General features: G+C 66.5%; 12 protein-coding genes. 8 read left to right on the top strand and 4 right to left on the bottom strand.

The window, feature by feature from the left end; all coding sequences use genetic code 11:
* The first annotated feature begins 103 nt into the window (after positions 1 to 103).
* Genes AAY78_RS17240 through AAY78_RS17255 form a run of 4 tightly spaced genes read left to right on the top strand, consistent with a single transcriptional unit; the run spans position 104 to position 3,303 of the window.
* Positions 104 to 556: a GtrA family protein gene (locus AAY78_RS17240; RefSeq protein WP_046749519.1), complete on the top strand. Its 453-nt coding sequence runs from the start codon at positions 104 to 106 to the stop codon at positions 554 to 556.
* Entirely contained in the window at positions 553 to 1,383 is an 831-nt protein-coding gene (locus AAY78_RS17245; RefSeq protein ID WP_046749520.1) for a glycosyltransferase family 2 protein, read from the top strand. Before AAY78_RS17240 ends, AAY78_RS17245 begins: the two co-directional genes overlap by 4 nt.
* Positions 1,380 to 2,393: a glycosyltransferase gene (locus AAY78_RS17250; protein WP_171010963.1), complete on the top strand. Its 1,014-nt coding sequence runs from the start codon at positions 1,380 to 1,382 to the stop codon at positions 2,391 to 2,393. Before AAY78_RS17245 ends, AAY78_RS17250 begins: the two co-directional genes overlap by 4 nt.
* Positions 2,380 to 3,303: an NAD-dependent epimerase/dehydratase family protein gene (locus tag AAY78_RS17255; protein ID WP_052748824.1), complete on the top strand. Its 924-nt coding sequence runs from the start codon at positions 2,380 to 2,382 to the stop codon at positions 3,301 to 3,303. The genes AAY78_RS17250 and AAY78_RS17255 overlap by 14 nt, the downstream gene beginning before the upstream one ends.
* Before the next feature lie 34 nt (positions 3,304 to 3,337).
* Here the strand turns inward: AAY78_RS17255 and AAY78_RS17260 are convergent, their stop codons facing one another.
* Complete coding sequence (locus AAY78_RS17260; RefSeq protein ID WP_046749521.1) at positions 3,338 to 5,515, bottom strand: hypothetical protein; 2,178 nt, start codon at positions 5,513 to 5,515, stop codon at positions 3,338 to 3,340.
* Positions 5,516 to 5,606: 91 nt separating this feature from the next.
* On the opposite strand from AAY78_RS17260, the gene AAY78_RS17265 reads away from it, so the two are divergent.
* A complete protein-coding gene (locus AAY78_RS17265) occupies positions 5,607 to 7,448 on the top strand; it encodes a hypothetical protein (protein ID WP_046749522.1) in 1,842 nt (613 codons plus the stop codon).
* A gap of 205 nt (positions 7,449 to 7,653) precedes the next feature.
* Here AAY78_RS17265 and AAY78_RS19345 read toward each other — a convergent pair whose 3' ends face one another.
* A complete protein-coding gene (locus tag AAY78_RS19345) occupies positions 7,654 to 10,047 on the bottom strand; it encodes a hypothetical protein (protein WP_127012363.1) in 2,394 nt (797 codons plus the stop codon).
* A 208-nt stretch (positions 10,048 to 10,255) separates the two neighbouring features.
* On the opposite strand from AAY78_RS19345, the gene rfbA reads away from it, so the two are divergent.
* From rfbA to AAY78_RS17285, 3 genes are read left to right on the top strand one after another with little or no spacing between them, the layout of a single operon-like run.
* Positions 10,256 to 11,128 carry a glucose-1-phosphate thymidylyltransferase RfbA gene (gene rfbA / locus AAY78_RS17275; protein ID WP_046749523.1) on the top strand — a complete coding sequence of 291 codons (873 nt, stop codon included), beginning with the start codon at positions 10,256 to 10,258 and terminating at the stop codon, positions 11,126 to 11,128.
* The gene (rfbB, locus tag AAY78_RS17280) at positions 11,125 to 12,123 is read left to right on the top strand and encodes a dTDP-glucose 4,6-dehydratase (RefSeq protein WP_046749524.1); all 999 of its coding nucleotides are present in this window, start codon (positions 11,125 to 11,127) and stop codon (positions 12,121 to 12,123) included. Before rfbA ends, rfbB begins: the two co-directional genes overlap by 4 nt.
* A 40-nt stretch (positions 12,124 to 12,163) precedes the next feature.
* Positions 12,164 to 13,582 carry a sugar nucleotide-binding protein gene (locus tag AAY78_RS17285; RefSeq protein ID WP_046749525.1) on the top strand — a complete coding sequence of 473 codons (1,419 nt, stop codon included), beginning with the start codon at positions 12,164 to 12,166 and terminating at the stop codon, positions 13,580 to 13,582.
* Between the two features lie 47 nt (positions 13,583 to 13,629).
* On the opposite strand, the gene AAY78_RS17290 is transcribed toward AAY78_RS17285, so the two are convergent.
* Together AAY78_RS17290 and AAY78_RS17295 are read right to left on the bottom strand one after the other, a co-directional pair.
* The gene (locus tag AAY78_RS17290) at positions 13,630 to 14,529 is read right to left on the bottom strand and encodes a glycosyltransferase family 2 protein (protein WP_231589746.1); all 900 of its coding nucleotides are present in this window, start codon (positions 14,527 to 14,529) and stop codon (positions 13,630 to 13,632) included.
* A complete protein-coding gene (locus AAY78_RS17295; protein WP_052748827.1) occupies positions 14,526 to 16,211 on the bottom strand; it encodes a glycosyltransferase in 1,686 nt (561 codons plus the stop codon). The genes AAY78_RS17290 and AAY78_RS17295 overlap by 4 nt, the downstream gene beginning before the upstream one ends.
* Positions 16,212 to 16,360: the final 149 nt, after the last annotated feature.

Here is a 16,360-nt window from a genome sequence, read left to right on the forward strand (position 1 = left end):
GGATCACCGGTCACCCAGGATCCTTCGGTAGGCTGTTCAGGATCCGACGCCCGGATCGGTGCTCTCGAAGCGCTCAGAGCACGAAGGACGCGAGAAAGTATCCATGGCACTTCCGGACAACGGTGAGCTCGATCAGGACGCCCCCGACGGCCCGCTCCTGAGGCTCTTCAAAGACCGACGCGTCGCATTCATCATCGTGGGCATCATCAACACGGGTGTCGGTTTCGGATGGTTCATCCTCTTCGAACTCACGATCGGCAAGGTGTGGGGCTACATGGCGACCCTCCTCTTCGCGCATGTGGCCAGCGTCCTGTGCGCGTTCGTGCTCCACCGCCGCTTCGTCTTCAAGGTCCGCGGACACGTCTGGCTCGATCTGGCCCGATTCGAGTCCGTCTACCTCGTCGCGCTCGGGGTCAACGCCGTCCTGCTCCCCGTCCTCGTGGAGTTCGCGAAGATCCCCCCGATTCCGGCACAGGCCCTGATCGTCTTCGTGACGACGATGGTCAGCTGGTTCGGACACTCTCGCTTCTCCTTCCGCAGAAAGGCCGATTCGTGACCGGTCCCCGTGTCTCCGTCGTCATCCCCGCGTACAACAATGCGAAGGTCATCGGTGAGACCATCGATTCCGTCCTCGCCCAGGAGGGCGTGGACCTCGAGCTCGTGATCGCCGACCACTCGTCCACCGACGGCACCAGAGCGGTGATCGAGCAGTACGAATCCGACCCTCGGGTCACGTTGCTCGACACGCCCTCAGGCGGCGGCGCCCCCCGCAACTGGAATCGCGTCACTGCCGAGGCCACCGGTGAGTTCCTGAAGCTCGTCTGCGGCGACGACGTCCTGCGCCCCGGCGTCCTCGCCCGACAGGCCGAGCTCCTCCGCTCGTCGGGAGCAGTGTTCACCGCGTGCCGTCGCGACATCGTCGACGCCGACAGCAAGGTCCTGTTCAAGGGGTGGGGGCTGCGCGGTCTCACCGCGTCCATGCCCGGTAGCTCCGCTGTGCGTCGCGCCGTCCGCGCAGGGTCCAACCAGTTCGGCGAGCCGGCGTCGGTCATGATGCGTACCGCCGCGTTGCAGGAAGCCGGCGGCTGGTACGACCGGTTCCCGTATCTCATCGACCAGGCGTCGTATTCTCGCGTGCTGATGACCGGCGACTTCGTTCCCGATGTCGAGACCGGTGCGACCTTCCGGATGAGCACGACGCAGTGGAGCGTCGCGCTCGTGAAGGATCAGGCGACCCAGGCACATCAGTTCCATCGGTGGCTGCACGAGGAGTACCCCGATGCGGTGAAGGCTGCGGATGTGACCATGGGGAACGTCCGTGCAAGTCTCATGGCACGCGCAAGAAGACTCAGCTACAGGGTCTTGGAACGGAGGATGCGATGAGCGCGATCGACGCTGCGGAATCGCCGTACGTGCACCGGATCTCGATCGTGATCCCCGTCTACCAGGGCGAGCGCACGCTCGAGGCGATCATGGACGAGATCGCGCCGCTGACCGCCCCGTTCCTCACGCCTGATGGGAACCACGCCGTCGTGCACGAGGTGGTGCTGACCTTCGACCACGGGCCTGATGATTCAGCTCGTGTCATCCGTCGACTCGCGGCCGAGCGCTCGTACGTGAAAGCGGTGTGGCTGAGCCGCAACTTCGGACAGCATGCTGCCACGCTCGCCGGTATCGCATCGTCGGGTGGCGACTGGGTGGTCACCCTCGACGAGGACGGCCAGCACGACCCATCGGCCATCGGCTCGCTCCTCGACACCGCGATGTCGAAGCAAGCGGACGTGGTGTACGCCGAGCCGACGAACGCACCGCCCCACGGCTATGTGCGCAACACCGCATCACGTGCCTCCAAGCGGATCCTGGAGACCGTGTTCGGCGGCGGGCGCGCCTCGAACTTCAACAGCTTCCGCCTGATCCTCGGCGAGGTCGGACGCTCGGTGGCTGCGTATTCCGGCACCGGTGTCTACCTGGATGTGGCCCTCTCCTGGGTGGCCGCGAACATCGTGACCTCACCGGTCGAGTTGCGTGAGGAGGGCGACCGGCGATCCGGGTACTCGTACCGCCGGCTGATGGCGCACTTCTGGCGCATGATCCTCACCTCGGGAACCCGCGGTCTTCGGCTCGTCACAGCGCTCGGCGCCCTGTTCGCCGTCGGCGGCATCGTCTTCGCGATCTGGTTGACGATCATGCGGTTCGCCGGCGGCGACGTGCCGGAGGGATGGACTTCGCAGATGGTGCTGACAGCACTGGGCACCGGCGCGATCCTGGTCTCACTCGGCATCATCGCCGAGTACGTCGGCGTCGCCGTCAACATGGCGCTCGGGAAGCCGGCCTACCTCATCGTGCGCGACCCCAAGGCAGGGCCGCTCGGGCGCCAACGTGGCGACCGCTGACTGGGTGATCGGTCGAGGCCTTCTCGGCTCGGCGATCGCGTCACAGCTCGGGAGCACCCCGTTCGCGGCCTCGGTGAACTGGGCTGACCGCACGGCGTCGGAGAACGACCTTCGTGCAGGGCTCGAGAGCTTCATCGCCGGTGCAGACGGCGAGTGGAGCATCTACTGGTGCGCCGGCCGCGGCGTGACGTCGACGCCCCGCGAGCGCATGCTCGCCGAGGGCGCCGTCTTCAGTGCGTTCCTCGACGCCGTCGCCGAGCTTCCTGAAGATGTTCGGGCGCGAGGGCGGGTCTTCCTCGCTTCGAGCGTCGGAGGTGCGTACGCGGGAAGCTCCGCTCCCCCCTTCACGGAGGACACCCCCACGGTTCCGATGTCCGCGTACGGCGAGACGAAGCTGGCCATGGAGCAAGCGCTCCGCGATCAGGCGACGGCGCACGGCTTCCGCGGGTTCATCGCTCGCATCACGAACCTCTACGGCCCCGGTCAGGACCTCGGTAAAGGCCAGGGACTCATCTCGGTGATCGTCGAGAGCTACGTCACCGGACGCCCTGTCTCGATCTACGTCCCCCTCGACACGCTGCGCGACTACATCTACGTCGACGATTGCGCACGCGTCGTGCTCGCCGCGATGTCTCGCATGGCAGCCGAGCCGGCGGGCAGCGTCGTCACCAAGATCGTCGGGGCGATGGATGCCCTCTCCATCGGAGCGCTCATGGGTGAGATGTCGCGACTGCGGCGAAAGCCCGTGCCGATCGTGACGGGACAGGGAGATGCCACCGGCCAGGCCGGCGACCTCCGTGTGCGATCGATCGTCTGGCCGGAGTTGGACGCCTTCGTCTCCACCACCGTGCCCGAGGGCCTCGGCAACATCTATCGGGCGCAGCTCAGCCAGCACATCCTGCCGTCCTGAGCGGTCGCTCGGCCGGAGCCGCCGCTCGGCCGCCTCAGGCGCGCCGGCGGCGGAACCAGATCACTCCTGCGGCGATGGCTGCGAGCACGGCACCGCCCGCGGACGCGAGCTCGAGGTTCCACCCCGGAGGCCGGAAGGTCACCGTGATGTCCTTGCCCGCGTCCTCCTTCGACAGATCGAGCGTGAGCAGGAAGCCCAGGTCGGGGTCCGCGATCTGCCCGCCGTTGGCGGAGTAGCCGGGCCAGGCCAGGCGGCTGAACACGACGGACCCGCCGCGTTCGCCGACGGAGTCGACGTGGACGGTGACGCTCATGTCGTCTCGAGACACCAGGCTGACCTCCGCATCGCCACTGGTGCGTGCGATCCCGCCTGCACGGTCCACCGGCTCGTCACGCGTCAGCAACCAGGTGAACTCCCGGTCTTCCACCGACCACCCGGCCGGGGCGGATCCGATTCGCTCGAGCCCGTCTCCCTTGACGACGACGACGGTGTTCAGCGACATGTCATCTGCCAGGGTCTGGCCGTCCGTCTCCTCGAAGAGCGCGTCGAAGGCGTCAGGGCAGGTCCATCCGCGCAGATCGACACAGAGCTTCTCCGAGAACGCCTTGAACGGAAGCACCGTGTACACACTCGCCGCCTCCTTGCCCGTCACGTACCAGAGGTTCGCGAGGAGCGATTCCTCGTACGACCCCGGCGCTCCGAACTGCAACGAGTAGACGTCTCCGACAGTGAAGATGCCCGGATCCCAATCCGCCGCGACGTCGCGCATCGTCGACACCGACGACGGCACGTTGAAGTTGCCGAGCGGACTCGTCGGGTACTTGACGATCTGCGGCACCATCACGAGCAGCGAGGCCACGAGGAGCACCCCCGCCTTGCGCGGGCCGGACGAGACGAGCACACCGAGACGACCGCGGGCCGCGAGAAGCAGGAAGACCGCGCCCTGCAGGACGGTCGCGAGAAGGACCCATTTCCAGGAGGCCGGCTGGGCAGCCCAGGCGAGCCACCCCGACACCACGGTCAGGCCCACGGCGATCCAGGCCCTCCTCGGGTCGACGCGACGGGGCATTCCGTTCGATGCGACCACGGCGATGATCACGGCGACCGCGAGGACGACGTAGGGCATCATCCGTGCCGGGTACCGCAGCGGTCCGATGACGCTGGGGCCGACCACGAGAGCGACGCTGAAGACGAGCATGATCGCCGGGATCTTCAACGAGGCGAGCGAACGCCGCCAGGAACCGCAGAGCACGAGGAGGGGAATCAACCAGGACACGTACTGCAGCGGTACCGGAACGAGGTCGCCCCAGTATCCGCGGACGGAGCTGGTCGCCGTGGTGATGACGGAGGTGGCGAGGTCACCGAGATCCATGTTCAGGAACTGGTCGTTGAGGATGTCCGCGCTGGCCCTGGCCGTGACGGGCGACGTCAGCAGTCCCGGCAGATAGATCAACACGGCCACCAGCGCGGTGTACACGCCGACGAGAAGCACACGCGTGACGTTCACCCAGTCTCGAACGATCGCCCGCTCGACGACGATGGCGAGGAGCAGGACGGCGAGCTCGATCACGCCGAAGACGTAGCCTGCCGTGACGAGGAGGTAGGCGAAGAGGATGTACAGCCACGGGCCCATCTTGCCGTCGAGATGCCGTCGCAGCGCCCACCAGCTGAGTGCGAACATCGCGATGTTCTGCAGACCGGTCACCCAGGAGGGGGCATCCATGAAGATCGTCTGCCCACCCGTGGCCGCGATCACGCCGGCGAGGGCAGCCCACCAGGGTGCAGCACCGTATGACCTTGCCAGCAGGAAGGCTCCGGTGGCGAGCAGCAGCAGCAGCACGACCTTGACGATCGTCGTGTAGATGAGCGCGTTGTCGACGGCGTGGGTGCCGATGGCGATCAACCAGGTGAGCGGGTTGAAGATCCCCCACTGCCCCTCGGCGAGATAGTTCCCTCCCTGCCAGGAACCCGGCGAGAGCAGCGACAGATCGCCGTTCAGCAGACGGTCTCCGAGGCCGTACCACTGGCCGTACGCGCCCAGTTGCGAGTCGTCCCAGAAGAAGAAGCGCGGTGCTCGGACGACGCGGATGACGCAGATGACCGCGACCGTCAGCAGCGACGCAGCCCACCAGAACGTAGCGCTCGCGGTGACCGACGAGAGAGCCCGCCGCGGGCTTTTCGTGAGGTGGGGGGTTTCGACAGTGTTGAGCACCCTTCGAGGCTAGTCGATGCTCGCGAACAGGCCCCGCAGCCCCGGGTAGGCCGCCCCGCGTCGCGCAGAGACGCGCTGATAAGCTCGACCGGTGCCGAGAACTGATCGCCGACGCTTCCTGTCCCTGACCATAGCCGCCGCGATCACGGCGGGCTTCGCGATGGTCGTCCTGCAGCAGGCGGGCCAGATCGGCCGCGGGCGCAACCCGCTCACGGGTCTGCGCACGAACTTCTGGTACGACCAGCTCGGGTACCTCGCGATCTCGGCAGACGTCGCGAACGGACACCTCGATTCCACCGAACCGGTGTCGATGACCGGAGTCAGCCACTATCCGCGGTTCTACTACTCGATCGTCGGCGCCGTGGCTCGCGTGTTCGGCCTCCCCACCGTGACGGCATGGAATCTCACCTCCTTCGTCCTGCAGATCATGGCGGTGACCGCGATCGGGATCGTCGCCGCCGTCCTCGCCAAGCGCTGGTGGGTGGCGCTGCTCGCGCCCCTCCCCTTCTTCACCGGCACCTTCGCCTACATGCAGCAGGCCGACAGCTGGTACACGGTCCTACAGGCGCACGCGGTGCTGTGGGGCCCATACGGGGCACTGTTCTCCAACAACGGCGAGACCGCAGGGCTCTGCGTCGGTCTCATCGCGGTGTCGGCGTTGATCTGGGCGTGGTCCGGTCAGCGGCGCACGCGTACGCGCGTGATCGTCACACTCGTCGCCGCCGGCCTCGTCGGCATGCTGTCCAGCTTCCAGACATACTCGTTCCTCACCTTCACCTATCTCCTCGCGTACGGAGCAGCCATCGCCGCGATCGTGTTCGTCCGCGAACGCCGGAAGACGACGATCGTCACGGCCGTCCTGCTGGTCGCGGTGGTCTTCGTCGCCGGACCCCTCATCGCCGATCGCATCGGCCAGCTCCCGACCCTGATGTTCGGTCTGATCCCGGCGTTCCCCGGGCTCGTGAGCGCCATCGTGCGCACGCGCGGGCTCGTCGCTCTGGCGGGCACGGTCGCCGTCCTCACTGCGGCACCTCAGGTGCTCTTCACGCTGGGCGGCATGGTGTCGGGTGACCCGTTCCTCACCTACCGCGTCGCCTCGAACCACCAGCTGGGGATCGTGTCCTGGCAGGCGCTGGTCAGCGCCGCGCCCGTGCTCATCCCGCTCGTCCTCGTCCTCGTCCTCGCTTTCCGCCTCCAGGACCGACTGACGATCACCCTTGCGTCCACGGTGCTCTTCGTGCTCCCGTTCCTCTCCGTCAACGACGTCTGGGGCGCGAATGCGGAGCCGTACCGCTTCTGGATCGAGGGGCTGCTCGTCGGCGGAGTGTTCGCACTGTTCGGGTTCGCCCGGCTGTCGGCCCAGTTGACACGGGTGAGGGCGGAGGGCACCGACCGCGCGAAGAACGCGCCGGAGAAGACGATTCTCGTGGCAGCGGTCGCGGTGTCCATCGCCATCTGGGGCGTCTCGGTTCCCGACTGGATCAACTCGGTCAGGGACGGCACGATGCAGGCCTCGTGGAACCCGTCGACCGAACGGGAGTCAGCGATCACCGCGATGGCACGCGAGGGGAGCCTCGACGCGTCCACCGGGCTGCTCGTGACCGAGCGATGCGTCGACAACCGCACCGCCAAGGTGACGTCGGGCTCACCCTTCGCGTACTACCACCTGGGGATGGCGTGGCCCGCGGACAAGGATGCCATCGACGACATCATCAGCGCGCGGGACGCGGGGACCCTCGACTTCGAGGCGATGAAGTCCTCCGACACCCGGTTCGTGCTCACGGACTCCAACTGCGCCACCGATTGGGAAAGCGTCTATGCCGATCGCCTCGAGCGCGTCTCCACTGCCGACTACGGGCTGAGCGACGGCGAAGTCATCCTCGACGGCACGCAGGGAGACGGTCGGATCACGCTCTGGCGGGTCGCCGACTGAAGCCGGCGGCGCGGCGCCCCCGAGCCTGCTGAGGCCACGACCCGGCCCGGGATACGTCTGCGGGGACGCCTCGATGCGAGCGGAAGACAGGCCGGTGGACGCGAGTGCCGTCTTTCCGAGATCTTCGTCATCGGAAGGCCGGCATCCTCCCCCGCGGCCTGCGCCGCTAGCTGAGTGGGTGCCCCTGTCGGGGCACCCACTCAGGTCAGAGGGCAGCGCCCTTCGGGAGCATGGCGAGTGAGTTCGCAGAGAGAGTGAGGATCTGAGGAGACCCGGTGCCGGCCAGGGCGACGAGCTTCGCCCACGAGGTGACGTGCTTCGCCGAGCCGCCCTCGACGACATAGACGTCGCCCGAGGTAGCTGACTTCACGAAGACCCGGTCCTTCGCGCCGCCCGCTTTCAGATCGAGACGGGCGCAGGCCGCCGAGCTCAGCTGGACCACGGAGGTGGTCGGCATCACGGTCGCGGAGATCGGCCAGAGGCCTCCCGATGCCGCCAGATACGTCTGGCCCGCGCACGCGACGATCGGGCCGACATCCGGTCCCTTCGTCATGCCGCTGAACGCTTCGGCCGACAGCAGCGTGAAAGCGAGGCTCACGCCGAGATCGGCCGCGACGCCGGCCGAGGGGATCCGGAACGCGGTCTGTCCGCTGACGAACATGATGTCGGGTGAGGTGCTGAGCTTCACCACCTGTCCGTCTGCCATCGCCGGTCCGGTGGGGAATGCCGCAAGCGTCGCGGGCTGCACGGTCGCGATGCTGGGGGCCGCTCCGCCGTTGGCCTGCACGAGCAGGCTCCAGGCCAGGACCGGCCGCTGCTTGCCTGCTTCGATCACGACGACCGAGGGCGAGGCCGCGGTCTTCACCGCGAGCACGTTCCCCGCGCCGCCGATCGACGGCAGCTGCGCGCAGGTGGCCGCCCCGGCGTCCATGAGCGCGACACCGGCCGACGCCGGCGTGGCGATGGGGGCCAGGGCACCGCTCGCGACGAGGTAGCTCTGGGTGCCGCAGCGCAGCCCTGGCTTGATCGCCAGACCGCTGTCCCGGTAGCGCGACATGCTGCTGGCCGGGACCGTCACCATGGATGCCGGACCGACGCCGTACTCGGCCACCTCGGACCAGTTGCGGATCCACGCGAGCTTGTCGAAGTCGACGGTCAAATACACCTTGCTGTCGTTGTCCGCCTTGACCACGGATACCGGCGCGAAGTACGGAGCCGACTTCGTCAGTTTCGCGAATCGGTCTGCGGAGATGTACGGCGCGTACGGCGGCTTTCCCGGCGTGCTGTTGACCGCTGCGGCCGCCCTGGAGTCGAAGAGAGGCGTCGCCGTGGTCGCGGAGTCGAAACGGCCCCACGTGGACGAGCCGCGCACCTGGAAGTAGGTGCCGACCTCCGCGCCCATCGACAATCGGTTGAAGAGCGTCGACGTCACGGTCGTCGGCGCCGCACACGAGGAACCCCAGTACGCGACGAGTTCGCAGCTCGGAATGCGGTGCATCTGGCCGCCCTGGACCATGGCCATCGTCCCCGTCGCGGGGTCTCGCAGCACCGAACTGGTCGTCCCCCTCAGCGTGAAGGCGCTCAGGGTCGCGTCGCTGACGACTCGCACCGGGCCATACGCCGCGTTGAGCTCGCCGAACGACTCGAGATCGCCGATCCGCCAGCGCGACTTCTCGGAGATCAGGAAGACATCCGCACTGGAGTTGGTCTTCGCGATCGTCATGTTGGAGATCTGCGTGCTGCCGAACCAGTCGACGAAGTTCCGATAGAAGTTCCGGTTTCCGTACGCGGAGCAGCCGTCCCCGTTCCCGTAGGGGTTGTTGAGGGCGGCGGCGTTCGGCTGATACGGGGTGTAGTAGTACAGGGCGGCGGTCGCCTTGTTCGCGACGTACACCGGCGAGGTGCCACAGCCACGCTCCGGGTAGGGGCTGTAGAGGATGTTCCACGTCTTCCCCGGAGCGTAGTAGGTGAAGTAGCGACCCTCCGCATAGATCTGGAACTGTCGAGCCGCGCCGTACACCTGATTCTGGAATCCGGCGAAGCGGGGGTCGCACTTCCTGAAGTCCGGGCAGCCGTGCCCCATCGCGACCACATAGCGCCAATCGCTCGGCAAGCGGTTTGTGACGAGGCTCTGCTCTTTCTCCAGCGTCGCGAGGATGACCTGCGGGTTGATGCCGCACGAGATGGCGGTCTTGTAGATGATCCTGGCAGCCGGCTCGTTGGCCGCACCGGCATAGCCATCGCAGTACGCGTCGGCGGCCTTGGAGACCGTGCTCTGCGTGTAATCCTTCAGACAGACGTACCCGGACTGGCACGAAGGCACCTTGCTGCGCAGGAACGCGGCGATGTCCGACTCGGACATGGTCCCGGGGTTGAAGAAGACCTCGTCGGAGATGATGTTCCCCGCGTTGAACTGGCGGAGGTCCGCCGCGGGCACGATCAACGACTGCGCCGTGCGTTGAGACGCGGACTCGGCAGGAGTCGCAGCGGTCGCGACGCCCGGGGCGAGGGCGACGAGGAAGCCGGACAACACAGCCACGATGGTGACGGCGGCACGCACCCTGGGCGCACGAACGGAATCGGGTACACGCTGTCTCATGGGACCATTGTTGCGCATGTTAACGGGTGGGGCTACTGGGACTTCCGCGACGCGCCCGGACCCAGCGGACTCTCACCCGGGCTCTGACCCGATCACCACAGGTTCCGACACGCATCCCGGGCTCGCGCGCACACACCCCTCCGGGCCGGGCGAACCGCAGGTCAGCGAAGTCACAAGCCCGCTGGCGTGGATGTGGCACGATAGACGGGTGAAAGGCATTATTCTCGCGGGCGGCTCCGGTACCCGACTTCATCCGATCACCCTGGGCGTCTCCAAGCAGTTGATCCCCGTGTTCGACAAGCCGATGGTGTACTACCCGCTGTCGACGCTGATGCTCGCGGGCATCGACGAGATCCTGGTGATCACGACGCCGCACGACGCTCCGTTCTTCGAGCGCCTGCTGGGCGACGGTTCCCAGTTCGGGGTGTCGATCACGTTCGCGGTGCAGCCGTCTCCCGACGGACTCGCGCAGGCGTTCACGATCGGCGCGGATTTCATCGGCGACGACCGCGTCGCGCTCGTGCTGGGTGACAACCTGCTCTACGGCCCCGGCCTCGGCACCCAGTTGAAGCGCTACACCGAGATCGACGGCGGCGCCATCTTCGCCTACTGGGTCGCCGACCCGAAGGCGTACGGCGTCGTGGAGTTCGACGAGGAGGGCAAGGCCATCTCCCTCGAGGAGAAGCCGGCCGTCCCGAAGAGCAGCTTCGCGGTTCCGGGCCTCTACTTCTACGACAACGACGTCATCGAGATCGCGCGCAACCTGCAGCCCTCTCCCCGCGGGGAGTACGAGATCACCGACGTGAATCGCGCCTACCTCGAGCGCGGTTCGCTGCAGGTCGAGGTACTCCCGCGCGGGACGGCATGGCTCGACACCGGAACGTTCGATCAGATGACCGACGCGGCGGAGTACGTGCGGACGATTCAGCGTCGCACCGGCCTCTCGATCGGGGTTCCCGAAGAGGTCGCGTGGCGGCAGGGATTCCTCAGCGACGACGAACTCCGTCAGCGAGCCGAACCGCTCGTCAAATCCGGGTACGGCTCGTACCTTCTCGAGACACTGGAAAGAGGCCGTCGATGACTCGTCTGCTCGTCACCGGCGGAGCCGGATTCATCGGTTCGAACTTCGTTCACCATGTCGTCGAGAACACCGATGCACAGGTCACGGTGCTCGACAAGCTGACGTACGCCGGCAACACGGCTTCCCTCGAGGGGCTTCCGTCCGACCGCGTGCGACTCGTCCAGGGCGACATCGCCGACGCCGAGCTCGTCGACGGGCTCTTCGCGGAGGCGGATGCCGTCGTGCACTACGCCGCGGAGTCCCACAACGACAACTCGCTCCACGATCCGCGCCCGTTCCTCGACACGAACATCATCGGCACCTATACGCTCCTCGAGGCGGCCCGGCGCCATGAACGCCGGTTCCACCACATCTCCACCGACGAGGTGTACGGCGACCTCGAACTCGACGATCCAGAGCGATTCACCGAATCGACGCCGTACAACCCGTCGTCGCCGTACTCGTCGACCAAGGCGGGCAGCGATCTCCTCGTGCGCGCCTGGGTGCGTTCCTTCGGCGTGCAGGCGACGATCTCGAACTGCTCGAACAACTACGGCCCCTACCAGCACGTCGAGAAGTTCATTCCGCGACAGATCACGAACGTCATCCGCGGCATCCGGCCCAAGCTCTACGGAGCCGGTCAGAACGTGCGCGACTGGATCCACGCCGACGACCACTCGTCTGCCGTGCTCACGATCCTCGAGAAGGGTGAGATCGGCGAGACCTACCTGATCGGCGCAGACGGCGAGAAGGACAACAAGTCCGTCATCGAGCTGATCCTCACCGAGATGGGCCAACCTGCCGACGCCTACGACCACGTGACCGACCGCGCCGGCCACGATCTCCGGTACGCCATCGACTCCACGAAGCTTCGCACCGAGCTCGGCTGGGCGCCGAAGTTCGGTGACTTCGAGGCCGGTCTCGCCGCCACCATCGCGTGGTACCGCGAGAACGAGGATTGGTGGGCTCCGTCCAAGGACGCCACCGAGGCGTTCTACGCGGGCAAGGGACAGTAGGCGTGGACGTGGACACCGCATCTGGTGGGGGACATCGGTCGTGACTGAGTACGGAAAGACCCTGGGTTCGACAACGACTCCGATCCCGGGGCTCCTGGTCTGGGACCTCCCCGTGCACGGGGACAACCGTGGATGGTTCAAGGAGAACTGGCAGCGCGAGAAGATGGTCGCTGCCGGTCTCCCCGATTTCGGGCCCGTCCAGAACAACATCTCGTTCAACGATGAGATCGGGACGACCAGAGGGATCCACGCGGAGCCGTGGGACAAGTGGGTCTCCGTTGCGACCGGACGGGTGTTCGGGGCGTGGGTGGATCTGCGCGAGGGCCCTTCGTTCGGCGCGGTCTTCACTGCCGAGATCGATCCTTCGGTCGCGGTGTTCGTTCCGCGGGGCGTCGGGAACTCGTACCAGACCCTCGAAGTCGACACGTCCTACTGTTACCTCGTCAACGACCACTGGTCGCCGGACACCGCGTACAGCTTCCTCAACCTCGCCGACGAGACGGCAGCGATCGACTGGCCCATCGCCCTCGAGGATGCAGCCGTCAGCGACAAGGATCGCGCCCACCCGCGTCTCGCCGATGTGCGTCGCGTCGCACCGCGCAAGACTCTCGTCCTCGGCAGCAACGGACAGCTGGGCCGTGCGCTCCGCGACCTGCTGAGCGACAGGACGGATGTCGAGTTCACCGACCGGACCACGTTGGATCTGCTCGACCCGGAGCTATATCGTGCGCGTGAGTGGAGCGAGTACTCGACGGTGATCAACGCGGCCGCGTACACCGCGGTCGATCATGCGGAGACGCCGTCCGGACGACGGACGGCATGGGCGGCGAATGTGGACGGCGTCCGCCGCATCGCCGAGATCGCCAGGGCGCATCGGCTCACTCTGGTGCACGTGTCCAGTGACTACGTGTTCGACGGCACCAACGACGATGCGTACGCCGAAGGCGATGCGATCGCTCCGCTCGGCGTCTACGGCATGACGAAGGCGGCCGGAGAGACGGCAGCTGTGGTCGCGCCACGGCACTACATCGTCCGGACCAGTTGGGTGGTCGGAGACGGCGACAACTTCGTCAAGACGATGGCATCGCTCGCACGGCGCGGGATCGACCCCCGCGTCGTGGATGATCAGCGCGGTCGTCTGACCTTCGCTGACGAACTCGCTCGCGGAATCCTCCACCTGATCGAGTCGGCTCCGGCCTATGGAATCTACAATCTGACCGGCGCCGGCGATCCGCAGACCTGGGCCGACATCGCCCGCTCCGTCTTCGAGCTGACGGACAGTGATCCGACACGCATCACCGGCGTCACCACGGAGGAATACTACGAGGGGGCGGCACAGCCGGTCTCTCCGCGACCGAGCAACAGCGTGCTGGATCTCGCGAAGATCCGTGCCACAGGCTTCGTGCCGGCTGACATGCGCGCGTCGCTCGAAGCGTACCTCGCAGAGCTGGCTGAGTAGTACGGCTCCTCTTGGGTGGCGCATACGCGGCACCCAAGAGGACCTGTTCAGTGCGGGGTGTTCTCCGGGTACTCGATCTTCGGATTGAACGTGATCCCCCGCAGCCACTTGGCAAGCAGTTTGGCGCGCAGATCGAGAGCCACCCGTCCGCGGTGCAGACTCACGAACAGGCGGGCACCGAACTCGAGGTACTGCAGCAGCCCACGGTGGTGCAGCTGCCAGGAGGCCTCGTTGCGCACGCCGTAGGCGAACTTCCAGAGGCTCTTCCGATCCACCATCGCGAAGTTGACACCGCGATTGTCACCCATGTCGTGGACGACCTTGCTGTCGAGCACCTGCACTCCGGGGCAGCGGTTCGTGAGGCGCAGGGTGTATTCGCGGTCGTCGAACCAGATGAAGTACTCCGAGTACGGGAGCCCGTACTCGGCGATCGCCCACCGCGGAATGAGCACCGACACGAAAGAGCATGCCGTGACCATGACGTTCTGCTGACCTTTGACGAGGAGACGACCCCAGTCCCAGGTCGGCACGGGATTGTTCATCTCGCAGATGCTGCCGTCGGTGAACTCCACGACGGAGCATGCGAAGGGCACGTCTCCCCCGAGCTCTGCGACGGCTCCATCGAAACCGGCGATCAGAGCGGAGAGCGCCTCCGGCCGCGGGTAGCAGTCATCGTCCATGATCCACACGTGGTCCGCACCGGAGGCGTAGCCGCGGCGCATCCCCTCGGAGAAGCCACCCGCCCCGCCCGAGTTCCGGGTCATCGTGACGACCTCGAACGGGACCGCCAGCTCGAGCTCGGCCAGGTAGTCTGCCGTGCCGTCGGTGGAGGCGTTGTCGATGACGAACAGCGTCTCGACCGGATGCGTCTGCGCCGCGACCGAGGCCAGCACCGTCTTCAGCTTCTCCAGTCGGTTGAAAGTCACCACGACTGCTGCGACGCTCACCACGAGCTCACCTCTTCCTTGAACCACGAACTCGCGGACGGCTGCGACAGCAGCTTCTTCTCTGCTTTGCGTTCTTTGCGCCACAGCGCTTCTCTCGCCGTCTCGTCATCGATCAGCGGAGCGACCAGTTCTGCGAGTCGACGGGATCCGCGATGCGCATAGCGTGGGGCGAGCGCCGCCGCGGGGATGACATCGCGCTGCGCACCGACGTCGGTCGAGACGACGGGAACACCGTGAGTGATCGCTTCGAGCGTCGTGAGGGTGAGTCCCTCGTTGTGCGATGAGACGACGAGGACGTGCGCCTCGTCGAGAGTCTCCGTCACCGGAGTCGCCGAAGTGCGGCGCACGATGTCGGCCGTCATGCCTTCGGCGGCGATGACGTCGTCCACCCAGCCGGCGAGCTCCCCATCGCCGTGCATGATGAACCGGAGCCGGAATCCCTGACGCTTGAGGCGAGCGGCCATCGCGACGAAGACCTCCGGCGCCTTCTGCCGAGCCATCCTCCCGATGAACGCCACGGTGAACGGCTCGCCCTCGACACGTGGTCGGAACACCGCGTCCTTGGGTTCGACCGTCAGTCCTCCGAGCGGAGCCATCACGACCCGGTCGGCGGGGACCCCCTGCACCTCGATCATCCACCGCGCGAGACTCGGCGAGATGACATGGTGTGTGGAAATCGCGTTCGCCGCGATCGCGCTGCTGAGCGGGTACCCGCCACCGGTGTACTCGACGATGTGCGTGCTGTCGAGGATCGGAATCCCCGGACGGGACGCCGCGATCCACGCCAGGCGGTCGTAGAGCCACTGATTGTGATGGACGACGACACCGCGGACGTCGAACGTGCGCAGCAACGCGCGAAGGAGCTGCTCGATCCCCGGGGTCTGCGAATCCACGGTGGGCTCGGAGAACGGGATCACGAGTGCTCCGTCGAGTTCGGCTCGCGTGATCCAGGGCTGGTGCGATGCGCGGTTCGACAAGACGATGGGAAGGAATCCCGCTTCGCGGACCAGTCTGACGGCCTCGAAGGCCCAGATCTCCGCGCCGCCGAGCTGGAACCAGTGCAATCCCAGGATGACGGCCTTCGTCGCCCCCTCGGGTGCCGGCGCGGCCGGGACGATGACATCGTCCTCATGAGCGCCGCCGGGCAGGAACTCGGCCTCGTATGTCCGCGGAATCACCGGCGTGTTCAGACGCCGTCGGTGCCGAAGCAGCGCCAGGTCGCGGAGGTCGTCGTAGATGAGCGGGGCTCGTGCTTTGACCCGCCGGGCAAGACCACCGATGAGCCCACGGCGCGGCGGCTGGTAGGGGTCGTGGCTGAGAACCGCGTCGGACGAGACGTGGAGGTGACGCGTCGTGGATTCCACCAGTGCGGTGGAAAGGGCTTCGGAGGTCTCGACAGCACGGGTCTCGGACGCGACCGTGCTGGTGATCTCGAACGATTCGAGGCGGTGACGGTTGAACCGCGACATCCCGTCGAACGTGCTGTCATCGGTCAGGCGAGGGAAGGTCTCGGGCGTGCCGTCGTACAGGTGGACGCGAAGCGTGCGCCCTGGAGCCATCAGGGAATGGAAGTTGAGCGCTCCCACCAGCAGGCGTCGCTCGCGTTCGGACAATCCGGCACCGGTGTTCTCATCGGCGAACCGGAAGAGCGCAGGCTGATCGAGAGCTTGAAGAACTGTCACGGATACTGGTTGCTTTCGGATCGACGGAGGCACGAGGCTTTTCACCCTACCAGCGGGGTGCACGCGCTCCCTGGGGATCGCTGTCAGCGTCGGTGACGCACCGCGTTCATCGTCCTGCCAGGCAGCGAGGACGGTCACTCGTATGATTG

Source organism: Microbacterium sp. Ag1, from assembly GCF_001005635.1.
In the GTDB taxonomy this organism is placed as follows: domain Bacteria; phylum Actinomycetota; class Actinomycetes; order Actinomycetales; family Microbacteriaceae; genus Microbacterium; species Microbacterium oxydans.

Coding starts and splice junctions, on each gene's coding strand:
- AAY78_RS17240 (WP_046749519.1), top strand. CDS start 104: ATGGCACTTCCGGACAACGGTGAGCTCGATCAGGACGCCCCCGACGGC.
- AAY78_RS17250 (WP_171010963.1), top strand. CDS start 1,380: ATGAGCGCGATCGACGCTGCGGAATCGCCGTACGTGCACCGGATCTCG.
- AAY78_RS19345 (WP_127012363.1), bottom strand. CDS start 10,047: ATGAGACAGCGTGTACCCGATTCCGTTCGTGCGCCCAGGGTGCGTGCC.
- rfbB (WP_046749524.1), top strand. CDS start 11,125: ATGACTCGTCTGCTCGTCACCGGCGGAGCCGGATTCATCGGTTCGAAC.